At 41.2% G+C, this 20,609-nt stretch carries 16 protein-coding genes; 10 read left to right on the top strand and 6 right to left on the bottom strand.

The genetic code is table 11. The features are described 5' to 3' along the window. Nucleotides 1-63: 63 nt before the first annotated feature. On the bottom strand, nt 64-1,284 hold the full coding sequence (locus OCV73_RS07785; protein ID WP_394802953.1) for an S-adenosylmethionine:tRNA ribosyltransferase-isomerase: 1,221 nt from the start codon (nt 1,282-1,284) through the stop codon (nt 64-66). Between the two features lie 115 nt (nt 1,285-1,399). Here OCV73_RS07785 and OCV73_RS07780 point away from each other — a divergent pair, with 115 nt between their 5' ends. Beyond that, a complete protein-coding gene (locus tag OCV73_RS07780) occupies nt 1,400-2,470 on the top strand; it encodes a DUF2027 domain-containing protein (protein WP_147551013.1) in 1,071 nt (356 codons plus the stop codon). 181 nt (nt 2,471-2,651) lie between these two features. Beyond that, entirely contained in the window at nt 2,652-5,687 is a 3,036-nt protein-coding gene (locus OCV73_RS07775; RefSeq protein WP_147551011.1) for a glycerophosphodiester phosphodiesterase family protein, read from the top strand. A 218-nt stretch (nt 5,688-5,905) separates the two neighbouring features. Here OCV73_RS07775 and rpsO read toward each other — a convergent pair whose 3' ends face one another. Further along, a complete protein-coding gene (gene rpsO, locus OCV73_RS07770; protein ID WP_147551009.1) occupies nt 5,906-6,181 on the bottom strand; it encodes a 30S ribosomal protein S15 in 276 nt (91 codons plus the stop codon). A 481-nt stretch (nt 6,182-6,662) separates the two neighbouring features. On the opposite strand from rpsO, the gene typA reads away from it, so the two are divergent. The 4 genes from typA (at nt 6,663) to OCV73_RS07750 (ending at nt 10,103) form a co-directional block, all read left to right on the top strand. After that, entirely contained in the window at nt 6,663-8,459 is a 1,797-nt protein-coding gene (typA, locus tag OCV73_RS07765; protein ID WP_147551007.1) for a translational GTPase TypA, read from the top strand. A 136-nt stretch (nt 8,460-8,595) separates the two neighbouring features. Continuing rightward, nucleotides 8,596-9,111 carry an RNA polymerase sigma factor gene (locus tag OCV73_RS07760; protein ID WP_147551005.1) on the top strand — a complete coding sequence of 172 codons (516 nt, stop codon included), beginning with the start codon at nt 8,596-8,598 and terminating at the stop codon, nt 9,109-9,111. After that, on the top strand, nt 9,104-9,667 hold the full coding sequence (locus OCV73_RS07755) for a hypothetical protein (RefSeq protein WP_147551003.1): 564 nt from the start codon (nt 9,104-9,106) through the stop codon (nt 9,665-9,667). Before OCV73_RS07760 ends, OCV73_RS07755 begins: the two co-directional genes overlap by 8 nt. Nucleotides 9,668-9,686: 19 nt before the next feature. Further along, nucleotides 9,687-10,103: a DUF5024 domain-containing protein gene (locus OCV73_RS07750; RefSeq protein ID WP_147551001.1), complete on the top strand. Its 417-nt coding sequence runs from the start codon at nt 9,687-9,689 to the stop codon at nt 10,101-10,103. A gap of 88 nt (nt 10,104-10,191) precedes the next feature. On the opposite strand, the gene OCV73_RS07745 is transcribed toward OCV73_RS07750, so the two are convergent. Next, entirely contained in the window at nt 10,192-14,454 is a 4,263-nt protein-coding gene (locus tag OCV73_RS07745; protein WP_147550999.1) for an AAA family ATPase, read from the bottom strand. 189 nt (nt 14,455-14,643) lie between these two features. Between OCV73_RS07745 and OCV73_RS07740 the strand changes: the two genes are divergently transcribed. Then, a complete protein-coding gene (locus tag OCV73_RS07740; RefSeq protein WP_147550997.1) occupies nt 14,644-15,198 on the top strand; it encodes a DJ-1 family glyoxalase III in 555 nt (184 codons plus the stop codon). Nucleotides 15,199-15,259: 61 nt separating this feature from the next. Here the strand turns inward: OCV73_RS07740 and OCV73_RS07735 are convergent, their stop codons facing one another. Then, complete coding sequence (locus OCV73_RS07735; RefSeq protein ID WP_147550995.1) at nt 15,260-15,949, bottom strand: OmpA family protein; 690 nt, start codon at nt 15,947-15,949, stop codon at nt 15,260-15,262. 278 nt (nt 15,950-16,227) lie between these two features. On the opposite strand from OCV73_RS07735, the gene aroC reads away from it, so the two are divergent. The 3 genes from aroC to OCV73_RS07720 are packed head-to-tail and all read left to right on the top strand — an operon-like array spanning nt 16,228 to nt 19,606. Further along, a complete protein-coding gene (aroC, locus tag OCV73_RS07730; protein ID WP_147550993.1) occupies nt 16,228-17,301 on the top strand; it encodes a chorismate synthase in 1,074 nt (357 codons plus the stop codon). Nucleotides 17,302-17,312: 11 nt separating this feature from the next. Further along, nucleotides 17,313-18,677, top strand: coding sequence for a dipeptidase (locus OCV73_RS07725; RefSeq protein WP_147550991.1), 1,365 nt, complete (start codon nt 17,313-17,315; stop codon nt 18,675-18,677). Beyond that, nucleotides 18,674-19,606 (top strand): TIGR01212 family radical SAM protein, encoded by a 933-nt coding sequence (locus tag OCV73_RS07720; RefSeq protein WP_147550989.1) that lies wholly within the window; start codon nt 18,674-18,676, stop codon nt 19,604-19,606. The genes OCV73_RS07725 and OCV73_RS07720 overlap by 4 nt, the downstream gene beginning before the upstream one ends. A gap of 13 nt (nt 19,607-19,619) precedes the next feature. On the opposite strand, the gene OCV73_RS07715 is transcribed toward OCV73_RS07720, so the two are convergent. Beyond that, nucleotides 19,620-19,952 (bottom strand): DMT family transporter, encoded by a 333-nt coding sequence (locus OCV73_RS07715; RefSeq protein ID WP_147550987.1) that lies wholly within the window; start codon nt 19,950-19,952, stop codon nt 19,620-19,622. A 73-nt stretch (nt 19,953-20,025) separates the two neighbouring features. Then, on the bottom strand, nt 20,026-20,589 hold the full coding sequence (locus tag OCV73_RS07710) for a Crp/Fnr family transcriptional regulator (protein ID WP_147550985.1): 564 nt from the start codon (nt 20,587-20,589) through the stop codon (nt 20,026-20,028). Between the last annotated feature and the right edge of the window lie 20 nt (nt 20,590-20,609).

Here is a 20,609-nt window from a genome sequence, read left to right as displayed (position 1 = left end):
TCCACTGTCTCTATTTATACGTTTTTTTTTACTTTTTATTGCCTCCTGAAAAATTAAATTCCCTTACGGAAGCAATAAGGAACTATCTCCGTAACTCAAAAAACGAAAATCATGCTCCAAAGCATAATCGTAGATTTCACGCCAGTTGCCGTTCACGAATGCCGAAACAAGAAGCAATAATGTACTTTGAGGTTGATGAAAATTAGTTACCATACCTTTCACGACATGGAATTCATATCCCGGAGCAATAATTATCCGAGTAGCGGTAACCAGACGTTCGGAACCTCTTTTATCCAGCCACCTGAGGATATTTTCAAGAGCTTTGGAAGTAGATACAGAAGCCACCTGCAAATAAGGCTGCCACTGTTCTACCGGCAATTCTTCCGGCAAAGCATCCGGACGATGCTCTAAAGTCAAACCGATATAATAGAGGCTTTCCAATGTTCTGACCGAAGTAGTTCCCACGGCTATCACCCGTTTCTCGGTACGGGCTAACCGTTCGATCAGCGAACGTTCCACGGAAATAAATTCGGTATGCATCTCATGTCCTTCTATCGTTTCGCTTTTGACCGGCTTGAATGTACCCGCTCCCACATGTAAGGTCAGTTCCAAGCAAGGGACACCGTTAGATTTCAAAGCATTGAACACTTCCGGCGTAAAATGCAGTCCGGCTGTAGGAGCTGCCACAGAGCCTTCTATCTTAGAGTAAACTGTCTGATAAGTCTCTTTATCACTTTCTTCCGTTTTCCGGTTCAAATACGGAGGAATAGGCAATTCTCCTATTGCATCCAGCAATGCTGCAAAAGTTATCCGGGGATTATCCCAGGTGAAAATTATTTCATGAGAGTTTCCATGTGCCGCACCACGCACCGCATTTAAAGTAACCGGAACTCCGTCTATCTCCAACGTACGTGACAATGCTCCTTCCTTCCATTTTTTCAGATTACCTACCAGACACAGCCAGCGGCATTCTCCTGTCGTTTGAAAAGATAATAAATAATCGTGTGGAAAAAACGGTTCGAGACAAAAAACTTCTATCAGTGCACCCGTTTCTTTCCTAAAGTGCAACCGGGCCTGTATGACACGGGTATTATTAAACACCAACAAAGCATCATCGGGCAACAAGTCCGGTAATTCATTAAAATTTCGTTCTGTAATTGTTCCCCCGTTATAAAAAAGCAGTTTCGACATATCTCTTTTTGGTAACGGAAATTTAGCTATCCGCTCGTCAGGGAGCGGATAATTGTACGCGTCCATGCGTATATCTTGCGTTTTTTGCATAATCTGTTTGAATATGTGTACAAAAATAAGCAACTTTGCTGAATATACCGAAGCATGAGGAAGTAAATCTGTAAACGAACTTTCACCTCATGCAATATCAATCTAAATAATAGTTACTATGGTACAGACAGGAGACAAAGTTCGTTTCCTCAACGCAGTAGGCGGAGGAAAAGTGATTAAAGTAGTAAAAGATATAGCCTATATAGAGGATGAAGACGGTTTTGAAATCCCGGTCCTCGTAAAAGAATGTGTAATTGTGGAAAGCCATTCGGCTCTTAAATCCGATGTTCCCAAGACCGTCGTATCGGGTCCCAGCATATTACCCACGGATGAAGTGGAAAAAGACAGCCCGGCAAACACAAAAGAAGATGACATCCGAATCATAGAGACGCAGGAAGGAGATATCCTCAATATCGTACTGGGGTTCGTTCCTGAAGAATACAAACACCTGAATACCACCCGATTTGATAGTTATCTCGTCAATGACAGCAACTATTACATTTATTTCACATACTTGTGCAGGGAAGAACAGGGATGGCGTACAAGATATGCCGGAATGGTTGAACCCAATATCAAACTCCATCTCGAAGAATTCGGGCAAGAAAATTTGAACGAACTGGAAAGGATATGCATACAATACGTTGCATTCAAAAAAGACAAGCATTTCACTCTCAAAAGTCCCGTCACCGTTGAGCATCGCTTAGATACGGTCAAATTTTACAAATTACATACGTTCCGCGAAAACGTGTATTTCGACGAACCTGCTCTGGTACTCGATATAGTAAAGAACGATACTCCGGTACGACCCGTAGTCATAAATGCAGAGGATTTGGAAAGGGCCATGAAAGCTAAAAAAGCGGTAGATAAACCTTTGCGTCAGGAAATAGTAAAAAAAACCGTAAACAACGGAATAATAGAAGTAGACCTGCATATTAACGAGCTTCTCGATAATACAGCCGGATTAAGCCACACCGATATGCTCAATCTCCAATTACAAAAGTTCAGGGAAGTAATGGACAAAAACAAGAATACGAAAGGACAAAAGATTGTTTTTATACACGGAAAAGGAGAAGGTGTATTACGAAACGCAATTATTAACGAAATAAAATCGAAATATAAAAATTGTTCTTACCAAGATGCATCTTTCCGTGAATACGGCTTTGGTGCGACTTTGGTAACCATCCGGTGACAATTAATAAAACAGCAAAACACAATTTCGTTTTTTTCTTTTAATTACTACATATTATATTTTTTGTTTCTTTTTTGAATGTTTTTTTGGATTATAAATATCTTTTTATTATGTTTGTTCTGCTATTTTCTAAATAGTAGGAAAAAGATATTTATTTATTAAATCTAATCAACCATTCAACATGAAAAGAATTTACACATTGCTTTTATTGACAATGTTAACATTGTCGATAAATGCACAGCCTATTTTGTGTGGACACAGAGGAAGTTTATGGGGAGTTGAAAACACTAGTGAGGCCTTTATTAATGGTGCTAAAAAAGGTTATAAATACCTTGAATGCGATGTAAAAGTCACAGGTGACGGAGAATATATCATCAGCCACGATGACAATACGTCAAGGCTGGGAGGAAATCTCACTATCGCCAGTGCAACACTGGCCCAACTAAAAGCCGAGACTTATACACAAACACGGGGAGGAGTAAAGTACACAGGCCAGATATGCACAGTGGCCGAATATCTTCAAATATGTAAAGACCATAATGTCAAACCTCTCATAGAATTGAAATGGGCCACAGGAATAAACAACAACGATTGCAGTAAAATCCCCGGGCTCATCAGCCTTATAGACAATTACGGTTTTAAGCAAGAAGCTATCATACTTACTTCCATGAAACCATGCCTGGAATACATCCGTACGAACTATCCAGAAGTGGAACTGCAATTCCTGACCGGTCAATACTGGGCCAGCCATTTCGACTGGTGCGTACAATGGAAGATCGATGCCGACATACAAGCCGGATATTTCGATAAATCTACCGTAACCAAATATCATGAAGAAGGACTTAAAGTCGGCGTATGGACAGTAGACGATAACGGAGCATACCGCACCTACGGAAATTACGGTTGCGATTTTATAACGGTAAATTCTCTCGATCCGGCCACAGTTCCCGATCTCGACGAAGTAAACCCTCTTGTTCCTAATACGGTAGATTATCCCGAAAACCGGGGCATCGTGCAACCTTCCTATACCCCGGAACTGATATCTAATATATCCACCCCGGATGTTCTGGACGGCCTCACCGTAAAAAGAGTACTTCTCCACAACAGCAAATACTACGTTCTGGCATTGGGTACAGGCAATACTCCGAATTTATATGTCATAAACCCGGAAACCGGAGACGTAACGCAAATGAGCACCAACGGTATCGACCACGGTACTGTGCCCCTGAACGATATAGCTTTTTCCTCCGATGGGTTTCTTATGGGGTGTAATCTCAATACCATAGCATTCGCCGGCGATAACACCAACTACTGGAGAGTATATTCCTGGGCTGACGATACAGCCGAACCGTCCGTTCTTCTAAACGTAGGAACTGCCGACTATCTGGGAAACTTCACTTCATCGGTAGCCGGAACGACTTTTTGCGTAAGCGGACAACTGAACGATTGCAAAATTTATGTTACCGCATATTCCGAGTCGAGACCGGCCCAATATCGCGTCGCAGGCTTGCAGGTTACCGGCGGTACAATAGGAACATTCGTCAGAAACCAAAATTCCACCTACACACTGGAAGGTTGGGGCAGAGATGTGCAATTTACGATCTCCCCTAACTGCAGGGACAATATTATTATTGATAGTCCTTCAACCCAACCCATCGAATATACATTCCTCTGGGACGCTAATGCAACTCCCATGGACGAATATAAATCTATGGCAAGCGGGATCGTCAATACCGAAGCTACCGGAATCAACTATTTCAGATTTGCCGGAAAAATTTATTGTGTAGCTCCGAACTGCACATCCGATCTCAAATCGGCTTCGGCCCGTATGTACGACGTTACTAAAGGAATCAACAAAATAGTCTCTTTGACCGATAACTTTCCATCCAGCATGGGAGAAGAAAAAATAGGATATTTAATGGGGGCCGGTGAGGTAAAAGACGGTTGTATATATTTATATTTGTTCGCACAAAATGAAGGCATGGTCAAATATGTGATTGAAGGGGAAGTTCCGGACGGAAACACCGGCGAAGTAGATTTCAAACTGGAAAAAGTATGGAGTAAAACCGTGAATGAGAACAATGCACCCGACCATATAGACGGCACCAACGCCCAGCAAGGCGGTGCGCATAACGGTATATTCTACGTCAACGATTGTGTCGACAAACTGGTATATATGTTCAACGAAAACGGTCTCATAGGAACGCTTCCGGGTGGTACCGGCTGGGGCACAGCCTGTGACGATGCCGGTAATATTATTATACGTAATGACAAATCCACAACAACCTCCCATTCCCTGCTCATATATCCCAGCGGCACATCGAGCAGCACGGCAGAAGCAAAAGAACTTACATTCGACCTGAACGAAGCCGGACAGACAAATTTCATTTCGGCCAGTGGAGACGTATTAGGAGAAGGGGGATATGTTTATTTCTTCCCGAACAAACAAACCGTAGTGAATATACTGAAAATCGTAAACGGAGAAGTTGAATCGGTCAAAACTTCCGAGAATCTCTCTATCACAGGTTCTACCGCAGGGTATGTAATTCCTATTAAGAACAATCCGGAAAATTGGTTGTATCAGGTACGTGGCAACGGTTATTATCTGTATAACGGAGGAGATAAGGCCGCATTTATCGCCGGTTCCTCATCTACCACGGCTCCGAACCGTAACAGCACTTGCGGAGGTGAATATTTCACACTCAGCAGCCATGACATCATGATATACAACAGCGGAGCCAATTATACAGGAGGTTTCACTATTAAAGACATAACAGCCGATCAAGTTATAACATCGGTCGCCCCGATCGGAAACAAAGGATATACCGAAGGAGGAAATTATTCTGTTTCCAACTGGATGTTCGCCGAAAAGATAGACGCGGGTTCTTATTACCTCTATCAATATTGCCCGGCAAACGGAATGGCCGTATATCGCTTTTATGATGCAAATTATACTTCAGGAGAAGAAAAAATCACAGATCAACCTAAAGACGGAAAAATCAAAATTTATCCAAATCCGGCCGAGTATGAAATATTCATAGAATCAAACGAAACCGTTCGTTGTGCGGATATTTACAATCTGTCGGGCTCTCTGGTAAAGACGGTCAATCTCGAAAATACCGGAAATAAAAGCATCAACATAGAAAATCTTGCATCCGGAATATATATAGTAAAAATAAATAAAAACGAAAAAGGAGAAAGATTCATCAAAAAATAAGAACATAAATGTTCTCTTTATAAAAAGAGAACATTCCTATCATTATTAAATCTCCCCTTGAAAATCGGATATTATTCAAGGGGAGATTTTTCTCATATATCAGTTTAATTATATTATCAAACCAGATATATTCAATATTCATTTGACTTTTTTATCCAGCTTCATAAAAACAAAAAGCATCCCTGTTCAGGGATGCTTTTCGCTCGACAAGCAATTTCTTACTTTCTGATTCCGAGTTCTTTTTGAGCGATGATAGCACGATAACGGTTGATGTCTACCTTCATCAGGTAATCCAACAAACGACGACGTTTACCTACCAACATTTTAAGAGCTCTCTCAGTACTATGATCTTTATGATTTGACTTTAAATGTTCAGTCAAATGAGAGATACGGTATGAGAATAATGCTATCTGCGCTTCAGGTGAGCCAGTATCAGTATTGGACTTTCCGTATTTCTCAAAGATTTCAGTTTTTTTCTCAGAATTCAAATACATTTCTTTGAGTTTATATAGTTAATAAATACTTGAGCGCACAAAGGTAAACATTTGTTTTTGATACACAAAAGCTTTTCTCTGATTTTCTTTTCAAAATGTCAAAAAACAAATATCTTCTTCATATAGGACAGCACCAGATTTTTTATATTTAAAAAGCTATATCAGGCGATATTTTAAGTATTACAGACAATAAAAACAAAAAACACTTTATTATACAATATAAGATTAAATTTAAATATATATTCCAATCGTAAATCAGAAAATAACCATATATATAAAACATCCCGTTTACGATAATAAGAAACAGTAACTTTATATTATACCCGTTTTTTATCCGGCGGTATTTCATTCCCGCGAACAATTCATTCATATTATTCTTCCGGGCAGAGATTAAAAAATGATACATTTACCGAAAAGAGCTCTGTCTTATCATGATAGAATAAAAAAATATTGTAACTTTGCACGTCTCAATAGGAATTATATGCAAAAGATAAGAAACATTGCAATTATTGCACACGTTGACCACGGAAAAACTACCTTGGTTGACAAAATGCTTTTAGCCGGTAATCTGTTTCGTGAGAACCAGAACTCCGGAGAGTTAATACTGGATAACAATGATTTGGAAAGAGAACGAGGTATAACGATCCTGTCGAAGAATGTTTCCATCCGTTATAAAGATTACAAAATAAATATTATCGATACTCCGGGCCACGCCGATTTCGGCGGGGAAGTAGAGCGTGTGTTGAACATGGCAGACGGTTGTTTACTGCTCGTGGATGCGTTTGAAGGACCTATGCCCCAAACCCGTTTCGTATTACAAAAAGCAATAGAAATGGGACTTAAGCCTTTGGTGGTTATCAACAAAGTAGATAAACCGAACTGCCGCCCCGATGAAGTTCAGGAAATGGTACTCGACCTGATGTTCAGCCTGGACGCGACAGAGGAACAACTCGATTTCCCGACTATATACGGCTCGGCTAAACAGAACTGGATGTCTACCGACTGGCATACGCCAACCGATAGCATAACTCCGCTGCTGGATGCTATTATCGAATACATACCGGAACCGGCTTATCTCGAAGGAACTCCTCAGATGCTTATAACTTCACTGGACTTTTCTTCTTATGTAGGCCGTATTGCTATAGGCCGTGTACACCGAGGAGAACTCCGGGAAGGAATGGATGTCGCCTTATGCAAAAAAGACGGATCATTCGTAAAACAACGCATCAAAGAACTGGATGTTTTCGAAGGAATGGGGCGCAGTAAAGTATCTTCAGTAGGCTCGGGTGATATTTGCGCCATAGTCGGACTGGACAATTTCGAAATAGGAGATACGATTGCCGATGTCCTTAATCCCGAACCTCTTCCCCGTATAGCAATAGACGAACCGACCATGTCCATGACCTTTACTATAAACAATTCTCCTTTCTTCGGAAAAGACGGAAAATTTGTCACCTCCCGTCACATAGCCGACCGCCTTCGTAAGGAACTGGACAGAAATCTGGCTCTAAGGGTGGAAAAAGGAGACGATGAGGATGTATGGCGCGTATTCGGCCGGGGAGTATTGCATCTTTCGGTACTGATAGAGACCATGCGCCGGGAAGGGTACGAACTACAGGTGGGACAGCCTCAGGTAATCGTACGGGAAATAGACGGACAAAAATGTGAACCGGTAGAATTATTAACCGTAAATCTACCCGAAGAATATTCCAGCAAAATCATCGATATGGTTACCCGTCGCAAAGGAGACCTGATTTCCATGACAACACAAAACGACCGGATACATATGGAATTCCATATTCCCTCACGTGGTATTATAGGACTGAGAAATAATGTTCTTACGGCTTCGGCCGGAGAAGCTATAATGGCACACCGTTTTCTGGAATACCAACCCTGGAAAGGTGAAATAGACCGCAGAACCAACGGTTCTCTTATCGCTATGGAATCGGGCACAGCCTATGCTTACGCTATCGATAAACTGCAGGATCGCGGGCGCTTCTTCATATTCCCCCAGGAAGAGGTGTACGCAGGACAAGTAGTAGGAGAAAACGCTAAGGACAACGATATCGTTGTGAACGTTACCAAATCGAAAAAACTTACTAATATGCGCGCATCGGGAGCCGATGACAAAGCGCGCATTATTCCTCCAGTCGTATTTAGCCTGGAAGAAGCTCTCGAATATATTAAAGAAGACGAATATGTGGAAGTTACCCCGCATCACCTGCGTTTACGCAAAATCATATTAGATGAGACAGAACGCAAACGGGCAAACAAATAACCTGCAAAATTTTTGATTAATATAGTAAAGAACGGACAGATCGCTGCACGGCGGTTTGGCCGTTTTTTTATTTCCTAATCGAAAAAAAGCTCTTTTACATGTTATATTTTCACTCTTCATCCGTCTTATATATGTTATGCAATATGAACAATTCATCATACAAGTTGTACCTTTACGACGTAAATTACTGGAGTATGCACGGAAACTGACGGGAGACACGCAGGATGCCGAAGATATCGTACAGGAGTGTTATATGAAATTATGGTTCATTCGGGATAAACTGGAACAATACCGAAGCATAGAAGCTTTGTCCCTGCATATTGTACGAAACTTGTCTATTAACCTGTTACGAAGCAAACAAAAAAAGGAACACGGGAACGGCCTTTTAACTACAGTTAGCGATGCTCCCACTCCGTATGAAGGAACCGAGATGCATGATAACGCTGAGAATGTAATGAAACTTATCGACCGGCTGCCGGGATTGCAACAAGCCGTACTACGGATGAAACATCTGGACGGCCTCGAAGTCGAAGAAATATCTGAAATAACAGGAACATCGCCCGATGCTGTAAGAATGAATCTGTCACGGGCCAGAAAATGGATAAAAAAAGAATTTCTCAAATTAAATAAAGAAACGGCGCATTATGAATAAAGAGAAAGAGCATATAAAAATTTTACTGGAACGTTTCTGGAACGGAAGCACCACTAATGAAGAAGAAAAAGAATTATACCGTTATTTCTCGAACAAGGACATACCCGAAAATATGAAACCTTACCGTTCGTTGTTTTCATGGTTCGAAAACGAGTTGCCCGAAGAATTAACAACCATACACACAGAGCTACCCATCGTCAGGATAAAACATATATCCTGGAAAATAATATCAGGTATTGCCGCCCTCATTATTCTTATACTGGGAACATCATTTTATTTCCTGCGTCAAACACCCGACCTTTATGAAGGTAGCTATATCGTGAGAAACGGAGTCCGTATAACCGACCTGAAAGAAATACGACCCGAATTACAAAAAACAGAATCCTTTGTACTCAAACAGGTAAAACAAATAAAAAATAACGCTGCCGCACCACAAGTCAACTATAAAATGAATGACGAGTTGAAGTTGCAAATGCAACGGTTGATAGAAGATACACCTCAAGGATGGCAACGAAATATGGTCGAAGAAATAATAACCGATTTTATTAATATATAATTGCTAAAAATTATCCGATATGAAAATACGACATCTCAGCCTCTGCCTTATTCTTTTGGTAACAGGCAGCCTTTTCTCTTCTCAAGTCCGGGCACAGGAAGCCTTGAACAAAATACTCACCCAATTAGAGCAATCAGAATTGGTAGACGTTTCCGTTATTTGCAAACGAGATCCCGATACCCGGAAAGTGATAAAAATAATAAAAACAGTTACAATTCCCGCTGGAAAAGAAGGAGATAAAATGCTGGAAAAGATTTTCCAGGCATTCGAGAAAGAAAAAGAAAATGCGATTGAAGTTATAAATAACAAGAAAGGGAAAAAATACGATTCAATTTTACAAAAATACCAAAAAGACGGCATGGCATATATGTATTCTTTATCGGGCAGAGTTTTTTCTTTGATCGGAAAAACCGCAGACAAAAAAGGAAAGAAGTAGCCCTCTTTTTCCCCCGAGACAAAAAATATTAAAATGACAATAATAAGCTCAGATACCATAAATACCTGAGCTTATAATATTTAATTTTTCAGTCAACACTCCGGGCTTTTTTTTCGAATCCCACCTTTTTCCTCTGACCAGCTATATGTTTCCAGACAAAACACTCTACATCTTCCCGGATTATAAGCATATTTCCTTCCATACGCTGAGAGTCACACAGGCGAAGACGGGTACGCTGGACTATCGTACGTGCCAGAAGTTTCATAATACGGGCATTCGCATAGCCTAATTCCCGGCTCTCACAGATACCCCGGATATATCTGCTCAAAATTTCAAAAGCTGCTTCATCCGGTTCCAATGCCCTCTCTCTCAATGCCTGCATAAGTATCTCTACCAACTCTTTTTCGCTATAATCATCAAATATAAAAGTATGGTCAAAACCGGTTACCCCGCTATCCGCCAGAGTCTGCACCAGTTTCTGCCTCAACGATTCCGTTTCGGCAATGACTACGGCTATATTGCCCGACTGTTCTTTCGCCAGGCGAAGTATCAGCAAACGTAACTGCTCGTTGTCCAATGTCATCTTGGTGTCTTTAAGCAATGGAGCGTCTCCGTCTATAAACAATAATCCGCCTTTTGCCAGCTTTAAATCTTTCCGGAGCATTTCCGTAATCTGGTAGGTCGGCAAATTACACAGCTCTTCTAAATGAACTTCCACAATATGTCCCTTTTCCAGTACGTCCATACCTTTCAATATCTGGGAAAGTATTGCAGCAACAGTGCTTTTACCGGTTCCCGTATTACCTGCGAAACTCCACGTAAGAACCCGACTTCCCACAAACGCTTTATTACCGTCATTCAACATTCTGGAAACTTTTACATAAGAATGTATAGCAGACTTGACCTTTTCAAGTCCCACCATTTTATCCAGACGTTGTAACGATTCGGACAACAATTTCTCATCAAAATGATAACTTCTGGTTTTTTCTTTCTCTATTGCATCCGGTATATCTGCCTCTTCTATAGTCCTCAGCATTTCATCGGTAAGTTCGTCCGAAGATACCGACGCCAAACGACGGCTCATATTTTTGAGTACATACGTCGTTATAAGACGGGTTACATACCTGGCATTACCAAAATGTTCATCTTTCTCCCGATATTCGTTATACACCAATTCTTGAAATTTTCCCCTGGCGGCAGAAGAAAAAACGTATTGTTCTTTTTTCAGCACATAATCGGCTATTTGCATTAATTCATCCGGATCATAATCCTCAAAATAAAAGACATTGGGAAAACGCGATTTAAGTCCGGGATTCGAAGCAATCATCAGCTCCATCTCTTTAGGATATCCTGCAAGAATGGCTATCATATCGCAATTCTCCTGATCCAGGGTCGTCAGTAAAGTCTCTATAACCCGGTTTCCGAAATCTTTCTTATCATTGCCCGACACAGATAAGCTATAGGCCTCATCTATAAACAAGACTCCGCCTTTAGCCCTCTCCAGAGCCTGGCGGGTATTGGCCTCAGTATCTCCTATATATTGCCCTACCAGTTTGCTCCTGTCTACCTGTACGACATGCCCCGAAGATAACACCCCCATTGCATGATATATCTCGCCTATCAATTTGGCTACGGTGGTTTTTCCTGTTCCGGGATTACCCGTAAATACCATATGCAATGCCGGCATGCGATTGAATAAACCCCTGTCGGCACGCATCTTATTCATTCTCACCTGATTCAGATGATCTCTTACACTTTCCTTTATTTTTTTTAATCCTATCAACCCGGATAATTTTTCAAACATTCTTTCCGGATTTTTAATTTCAACACACGGTATATCGCAGGCTTCTATAATATTCCGCGCTTTTTCATCGTCACATTTATTTTCATCGACTATTCTCCGGGCCAACCGGGGCAGTATTTCCGATTCGAACAAATTCCCGATATAGTGACCGTTATTAAAGCCCGGACCTCTTAAAGAATAGCGCTGGCATAAATGATTATACAGGATATTTTCTGCTTCCGGCGTAATACCATATAGATGAGAAGCAAGATACTTACGGGCAATATCCGTCAGCACATTAGCATCCAGATCTTCAAATCTGTATACATGCCTAAACACAGACCCGGCAGTTTCATATGCATTCAGCATTTCCATCACCGGGCCGTAATTACCGGAAAGGATAACCAATACATCATCTTTATCCCTCAATCTTACGGAAAGAGTTTCTATCCCCAAAGGCGAAGTATCCCGATTGTCAGCACGTACACATAACAATTCCGCATTTTCGATATATAAAACACCTCCTGAAGCATTATTGATGGCTTCTCCCGTCTTATCCTGATAGTTGAACGGTATCTCCTGAAGTTCCCGGGCATTACAACAATGAAATTGCCCCGTACTCAGCAGCCCCAATTCATGGTATAATTTCCCCAGCAAACGTGCAGCACTCGATTTTCCCGTTCCTTTGTTCCCTACAAAAACAGAATGTAATGGCAACGGCAAACATTCTTCATTCGAACGTTTCCTGAAACGATTATACCTGAGGTACTTTATATTATTCAAAGTATCTTCCTTCAGCAACTCCATTCCGTGCATTTCCTTCAGCCTTTCCCAAGGCGCGAACAATTGTTCTTCCGCCTTTTCACTATTATACAAAGAACATGGTTCCAGCACCTTCCGGATATCCAATTCTCCAGCGATATCTTTATCGGAAGCCTGCAGCGGAATACGGGCCACTCTTTCGTCCATCAAATATATTTCCAGCGAATAATTTTTCAGGGAGCGAATCTTACAAGATTGTCTCACACAGGCTTTTACCATAAGTCGGGATTCTCCTCCCCAAACATCAACCGATACAATATCAGAATCCAGAAGATGTTCTTTATCATCTTTCAATACAAATATAAAATCAGGTATCCAACTCCCTAATAAACGGCTCTCCGCCTCCAAACATATATATAGATTACAGTCAGATTTTTTGTCTAACGCGACCAGATTCTCCCCGCCTCCGGACTGACGTGTAACAGATACTTCTTTTACCTCTATACAATTCGCATATCCGGCAGGTATTCCCCATAAAAAGAAAGTTTTCGAATTAGCCTTCTCGTCGTCTACCCACACACATAGTCTGTATTTACCGACCTTTTCAGGACAAGGCACAGTTATACTAATCTCATCTCCGGCTGGATTCCCGTCAAAACGAAAAACTCCGGTATCATAACTGGCAACAAACTCATCCATATCATTATATATAACGACCCGGACTCTTTTTTTACAGCTTTTTTTCGGACAGAATGAAAAGGTAATGTGAATGAATTTATAGCCCTCTCCTTTCACAAAGGCTTTGCGTGAACCAGCTACCGGAATTATCTCAGAAGAATCATCTATGAACAAATTAATATATGGCGTATATTTCACACCCAGATCGATATCAAGTTCATAATCATTCTCTGTGTTTTCTGCATTTAATTCCTTTTCACAAAATTCATCCAATAACTTTTCAAACTCTTCATCATCCAGAACTTCTTCCGGTTCTTCATCTTTCTCTTCTTTGCCTTCCTTAAGCATAACAGAACCTATACTTTCCTTGAACATTTCATATATCTCATTCATATCCTCGGGCGGAGCCGCCAGCCATTTCTTCTCGGAAACGGAAAAGCCCATAAGCAATTCTCCATTTACATATGAAAGAAATGTCAGCCATAATCCGGTTGTACGGGTAAATGTTTCGAAATCACTTTCATCATAGGTATCTTTACTGATAATAAGCTGCAAGAAAGTATCATCATTCGCAAAATCGTATTCTCTGATGCGGGATAAACATACGAGCCATCCATCTTCATAAGGAATGACACCTGTTACAAGCTCCGGACCTTTCCATTCTCCCTGTAATACAGACAAGTCCCTAATCTGTTCTGTACGGGTATATACTGTATAATCGGTGAAAATTCCGTTACAACAAACTATCTCTCCCGGTGTCCCTCCTATGTACAACGGTACGATCCAATTGTTCAGACTCTCCGTCAAACTATCGTCATTCTTAGAAAAAGCCCTTATATCCACTCTATCCAGAATAGAAGTTCGGGTATGCACCTGCAAGTAACCAGTGCCATAATAAACCAGGGAGGTTAATTTTAAAACATAATCCTCTACGATATGTTCCGAGAGCAATACACGCTGTTCTTCTATTTCTCCACCCGATTGCAACAAAACCAGAAATGTTTCTTCGAGAAGGATAACTTCCGTAATCCACTGCTTACGGTCGATATAATATTGTAAAACCGATTGAATCTCTTTCTTGGGAACTTCTATCAGCGTTTGTTTTTCTTTAGCATTAAAAAATAGCATATATAGTGTTTCTTGGTATTACACAAAAATATAAAAAATATAGTGGCAAAACTTATTTTATAATAAATAATTGAATCTTCTCAAAAACGAAAACATGAACAGACTGTTATTTTCCTGTAGTATTCCATAATCATATTTTTTCTTTTCTGGAGAATTTGATTATATTTGTTCTGCATAAAAACGATATATATGGATAAAAAAGTTTCATTCTTATTTTTGGCCGAAGGTTTCGAAGAAGTCGAAGCCCTAACCATCGTTGACGTCATGCGTCGCGCAAATATGGATATAAAGACCATATCCGTTACAAAACACAAAGAAGTGAAAGGAGCGCACGGCATAACCGTAGAAGCTGACGAAATTATGGAAAACAACGACTTTTCGTTACGTGACTGGCTGATCCTTCCCGGAGGAATGCCCGGGACCAAACATTTGGGAGAATGTAAACCTTTACTTGATCTGTTGCAAAAACAAGCAGAAGAAAAAGGGCACATAGCTGCTATTTGCGCAGCGCCTTCCGTATTAGGAAAAATAGGTATACTAAAAGGCCGGAAAGCGACATGTTATCCCGGTTTCGAGGATATGCTCACCGGGGCCGAAGTTACCGGGAACCGCGTAGAAACAGACGAGAATATAATAACAGGAAACGGACCGGCTTCTGCCATGTTATTTGCTTTAGCCATTGTTGAGAAAGGAATAAACGCGGCCAAAGCAGCGGAAGTAGCTTCAGGCATGTTGATGAAATAAAAATTACCTATATAAAAAAGGAGCTTCATCATAAAAGCTCCTTTTTAAAATGAAAGAAATATTACTTTAGCGTACCTGCTTCGGCTTCTTTAATCATAGCTTCGCTAGCATAAAGATAAACCTCTACGCGCCGGTTCTGCGCCTGTCCGGCTTTCGTCTCATTACTGGCAACAGGCTCACTATAACCTTTGCCCTCCGTAATCTTTATCTGTGAAACGGGGACGCCGCAACTCATCAGATAAGATTCCACAGCATTAGCCCGGGCTGTAGAAACTTTCATATTAGCAGCTTCTGTACCAATGTTGTCGGTATGACCGTAAATAGCCACATCCATCGTCGGATTCTTTATAAGTATTTTAGAAAAATCTCTCAGGGAGTTCTTCGACGTCTGGCTCAATGTACTGGAATTAAATGCAAATAAAATACCGCTGTCGAATGTCACTTTTACAGCCTGTAATCCGTTGGCATCAGTAACGTCCTCCGCTTTGGCACCTTCCAATGCCGCAGCTTCGGCACGGGCTTTATCCATCTTCTTACCGATAAGAACACCTGCCGTAGTACCTACAGCAGCTCCCACAGCAGCTCCTATAGCAGCACCTTTACCTTTCCCGAAAATAGCTCCCAAACCGGCTCCTACAGCAGCACCGCTACCACCGCCTATCAAAGCACCTTTACCTGTATTTGACATATTGCAACTGCCAAACACTAAACACATAGCCAGTAAAACAGAAACAAATTTCATTTTTTTCATCTTTTCTTGTTCTTAAATTAATCCACAAATCATAACTTCTCGTCGTATCCACATAAATACGTGCAAATATAAACATTTTACTTAATTTATTATAAACATGATTCGTCTTTATATTCCCGGTTTATAAAGCAATAGTTCTTTTGCAATTAAAGAAAGAAAAAATGGTCTCAACATCGGTATATATACCGGAAAATCTAAAAAGTATGCTATTAAATTACCGCTTTTACAAGAAAAAATGTATCTTTAGACTTCAATAAATTTAATGATAATCGGAACGTATGAATACATTCGGGACATTATTCAGACTCACCTCGTTCGGTGAATCTCATGGTAAAGGAATAGGCGGAGTCATTGACGGCATGCCTGCCGGAATTCCGGTAGATATGGATTTTATACAATCGGAACTGGACCGTCGCAAGCCGGGACAATCCCCAATAGTGACACAACGCAGAGAGGGCGACCGTGTAGAGATATTATCCGGTACATTCGAAGGTGTAACGACCGGAACCCCTATAGGTTTTGTCGTATATAACGAAAACCAGATATCTGCAGATTACAATAATATGAAAGATTGCTTTCGCCCCTCTCATGCCGACTTTACATATCGTCAAAAATATGCTTTCCGGGATCACAGAGGAGGAGGACGATCCTCGGCCAGGGAAACGATAGCCCGGTGTGTCGCCGGAGCGTTTGCAAAACTGGCGCTATTACAAATAGGAGTAGATGTAAGAGCTTATACCTCACAGGTCGGCGAAATAAAACTACCGGAAGATTATACACACTATGATTTGAATATAGCCGAACAAAATCCGGTACGCTGCCCCGATACGGAAATCGCAAAAAAAATGGTAGAATATATTTCATATATCAAAGGTGAAGGAGATACGGTAGGCGGTGTCATAACAGGGGTAATCCGGAATGTTCCCGCAGGATTGGGAGATCCTGTATTCAATAAACTGCATGCGGATCTGGGTAGTGCGATGCTAAGCATTAATGCCGTTAAAGGATTTGAATATGGGATGGGATTCGATGGAGTACAATACCGGGGCTCACAAATGAACGACGTATTTATGAACCGGAAAGGGAAAATATCGACCCGAACCAACCACTCCGGAGGTATACAGGGAGGCATTTCGAACGGAGAAGACATCTACTTCAAAGTAGCTTTCAAACCGGTTGCAACAATCCTCCGTGACATAGACACTGTAGATGTAAACGGTAATCCCATGGTTCTTAAAGCAAAAGGACGGCACGATCCGTGCGTACTTCCCAGAGCCGTACCCATTGTAGAAGCTATGGCTGCCATGGTTATTCTCGACCATTACTTATTAAACAAAACCAAACATATTTAAACCAAACTGCAATGAATACCAGACAATATATAAAAGACAATAACGAACGGTTTAAGGAAGAACTGTTTTCTTTAATACGCATACCTTCTATCAGTGCATTACCCGGGCACAAACAAGATATGGTAGCCTGTGCCGAACGATGGAAAGAATTGCTGTTGGCTGCAGGAGCAGATAACGCCGAAATTATGCCTACTACCGCTAATCCGGTCGTATTCGCACAAAAAACGATTAGTCCTGATGCACCGACCGTACTGGTATATGGTCATTATGACGTCATGCCCATAGAACCTCTGGATTTATGGAAAAGCGATCCGTTCGAACCAGTTATACGCGACGGACATTTATGGGGACGCGGTGCCGACGATGATAAAGGACAATCCTTCATACAGGTGAAAGCCTTCGAAATAGCATTAAAGCATAACTTATTAAAATGCAATGTGAAATTCCTTTTCGAAGGCGGAGAAGAAATAGGTTCTCCCGGCATTGAAGAATTCTGCGAGAAACATAAGGAGTTGCTGAAAGCGGATGTCATCCTGGTTTCAGATACCAGTATGGTCGGGCCGGATACTCCGTCCATTACCACGGGTCTTCGCGGACTGGCTTACTGGGAAATAGAAGTTACCGGTCCCAACAGGGACCTGCATTCGGGTATTTTCGGCGGAGCTGTGGCTAACCCCATAAACGTCTTATGCAAAATGCTGGGAGAAATACTCGATAATGACGGGCGGATCACAGTTCCTGGATTCTACGACGAGGTGGAAGAAGTATCTGCAAAAGAACGTGCCATGCTGACTGCCGTACCTTATGACGAAAACAAATATAAAAAAGCGTTAGATGTAGAAGAGCTGGCAGGTGAAAAAGGTTACTCTACTCTGGAACATACAGCGATCCGGCCTACATTCGATATCTGCGGGATCTGGGGCGGATATACGGGAGAAGGGTCTAAAACAGTACTACCCTCTAAAGCCTATGCAAAAGTCTCTTGCCGCCTGGTTCCTCATCAAAACCATGACAAAATTTCCCGGCTCTTCATAGATTATATCAAAAAAACAGCTCCCCGCAGTGTAAAGGTAAAAATCACACCCATGCATGGAGGGGAAAGTTATGTATGTCCTATTGATTTACCTGCATACAAAGCCGCCGAAGCCGGATATGCACTGGCTTTCGGGAAACAGCCTTTGGCTGTAAGACGTGGAGGTAGTATACCTATCATCGCTTCTTTTGAAAAAGTGCTGGGAATAAAATCCATATTAATGGGATTCGGACTGGAATCGGATGCAACTCACTCCCCGAACGAGAACTTCCCCGTTCAGATGTTCGAGAACGGTATTGTAGCCGTCGTTGAATTCTATAATCGTTATGGAGATAAAGAATGAACCGGAAACGATATTTTGAATTGGGAGATTTTCTAAAATCCCGATTCGATTTTAAAGTACAAAAGATATCGGTAAATGCCGGATTCACTTGTCCCAACCGTGACGGTACTGTTGGGACAGGAGGATGCACTTATTGCAATAACCAGACCTTCAGCCCTGAATACTGCCAAACAAACAAAAGTATTTCCCGGCAAATTTCCGAAGGTATCGAGTTTTTCAGCCGAAAATATCCCGAAATGAAATATCTGGCATATTTTCAGTCCTATACGAATACATACGGTAAATTAACCGAATTGACGGAAAAATACGAGGAGGCTCTTGCTATTCCCGGAGTTGTAGGTCTTATAATAGGTACCCGTCCCGATTGTATGCCCGATAAACTGCTGGATTACCTTACCCGACTGGCACAAAAAACATTCGTATTGATTGAATACGGGGTAGAAAGCACATATAATTCCACATTACAATATATCAACCGGGGACATGACTTTGAAACGGCTAAGGAGACTATCTGCAAAACTGCCGCTGCAGGTATATTAACGGGAGCCCATCTGATACTGGGATTACCGGGAGAAGACCGCAATACGATCTTGAGTCATGCAGAAAAAATTTCCTGTCTTCCTCTCACCACCCTCAAGCTGCATCAATTACAACTAATCCGGCATACCCACATGGCCAGACAATATATGGAGACACCTGAAAAATTCCATTTATACGAAATCGACGAATATATCGATCTGGCCATTGATTTCGCCGAACGCCTTAATCCGGGAATTGTAATAGAACGCTTTGTATCCCAATCACCCAAAGAGCTACTCATTGCCCCCCAATGGGGACTGAAAAACTACGAATTTACAGCACGTTTATTGCACCGGATGCAGGAAAGAGACACCTATCAGGGAAAATACTATACACCCGAAAAACTTTAACGATCTATCTGTATTAATGCGGAAGTAATTTGGAAAATACATTTATAATCAACACACCCAGAACAATCAACACGAGACCGATAATAGAAGGCAAATCCAGCGCCTGCTTAAAAAAGAAAATTCCAACCAGAGAGATCAATATGATTCCGACTCCCGACCAAATAGCATAAGCAATCCCTACCGGAATAGTCTTCAAGGTAATACTCAGGCAATAAAAAGCGACTAAATACCCTATGATGGTCAATGCGCTCGGAAATATCCGTGTAAACTGCTCACTGGCTTTTAACGCAGATGTTGCTACCGTCTCAAAGATAATAGCGATAAATAAAAATATAAATGGTTTCATAAATACTGATTTTAATTTTCCGGTACAAAATTAAAATCAGTATATGAATATAAAGTTGTCTTATGATAATAAATCATCTAAGGCCGGCACGGATACGGCTTAAAGTTTGAGGTGTCACATTCAGGTACGATGCCAGTTCTTTCAATGAAACACGCTGTAATAATTCGGGATATTCTTTCATTATCATTCTATACTGAATACTTTTATTGGCCCAAAAATAATCAATGAAATAATGCTCGTATTCGAGCAGGCTTTTTTCCATCAGCCTGCGTCCCCAATTTGCCATTTCGACCGATGACGAAAAAATTTCTTCTAATATTTTCCGTGATATTTTTAAAAGAGTGGTATCTTCCATAGTCTCAATATTCATCCGGGCAGTCGCCCGTCCGGTCATACCGAATACAGTACCCGCCACATCACCTTCAAAGGCAAACATGAATGTCCTCTCTTTGCCTTCCCGACAAACATATCCCCGTACAGAGCCGCTACTTACAAAATAAATAAAATCATCGCGACCTCCCTCTTCTACAACCACTTCTTTTTTCCGAAAAGAAACAACTTCTACGTTTTCCCATAAAAGTTGTATCCCGTCTTCGGGCAAATGATATACATCTTTTATTCTACCGGTAAAATCCATATTGTAATTTATTAGAGGCA

This window comes from Barnesiella propionica, assembly GCF_025567045.1.
GTDB lineage: Bacteria > Bacteroidota > Bacteroidia > Bacteroidales > Barnesiellaceae > Barnesiella_B > Barnesiella_B propionica.
This window is presented reverse-complemented; position numbering and strand designations above follow the sequence as displayed.

Bases quoted from the DNA above. Each gene is read 5' to 3' on its own strand.
- OCV73_RS07780 (WP_147551013.1), top strand. From the start codon at position 1,400: ATGGTACAGACAGGAGACAAAGTTCGTTTCCTCAACGCAGTAGGCGGA.
- OCV73_RS07775 (WP_147551011.1), top strand. From the start codon at position 2,652: ATGAAAAGAATTTACACATTGCTTTTATTGACAATGTTAACATTGTCG.
- rpsO (WP_147551009.1), bottom strand. From the start codon at position 6,181: ATGTATTTGAATTCTGAGAAAAAAACTGAAATCTTTGAGAAATACGGA.
- typA (WP_147551007.1), top strand. From the start codon at position 6,663: ATGCAAAAGATAAGAAACATTGCAATTATTGCACACGTTGACCACGGA.
- OCV73_RS07760 (WP_147551005.1), top strand. From the start codon at position 8,596: ATGCAATATGAACAATTCATCATACAAGTTGTACCTTTACGACGTAAA.
- OCV73_RS07755 (WP_147551003.1), top strand. From the start codon at position 9,104: ATGAATAAAGAGAAAGAGCATATAAAAATTTTACTGGAACGTTTCTGG.
- OCV73_RS07750 (WP_147551001.1), top strand. From the start codon at position 9,687: ATGAAAATACGACATCTCAGCCTCTGCCTTATTCTTTTGGTAACAGGC.
- OCV73_RS07745 (WP_147550999.1), bottom strand. From the start codon at position 14,454: ATGCTATTTTTTAATGCTAAAGAAAAACAAACGCTGATAGAAGTTCCC.
- OCV73_RS07740 (WP_147550997.1), top strand. From the start codon at position 14,644: ATGGATAAAAAAGTTTCATTCTTATTTTTGGCCGAAGGTTTCGAAGAA.
- OCV73_RS07735 (WP_147550995.1), bottom strand. From the start codon at position 15,949: ATGAAAAAAATGAAATTTGTTTCTGTTTTACTGGCTATGTGTTTAGTG.
- aroC (WP_147550993.1), top strand. From the start codon at position 16,228: ATGAATACATTCGGGACATTATTCAGACTCACCTCGTTCGGTGAATCT.
- OCV73_RS07725 (WP_147550991.1), top strand. From the start codon at position 17,313: ATGAATACCAGACAATATATAAAAGACAATAACGAACGGTTTAAGGAA.
- OCV73_RS07720 (WP_147550989.1), top strand. From the start codon at position 18,674: ATGAACCGGAAACGATATTTTGAATTGGGAGATTTTCTAAAATCCCGA.
- OCV73_RS07715 (WP_147550987.1), bottom strand. From the start codon at position 19,952: ATGAAACCATTTATATTTTTATTTATCGCTATTATCTTTGAGACGGTA.
- OCV73_RS07710 (WP_147550985.1), bottom strand. From the start codon at position 20,589: ATGGATTTTACCGGTAGAATAAAAGATGTATATCATTTGCCCGAAGAC.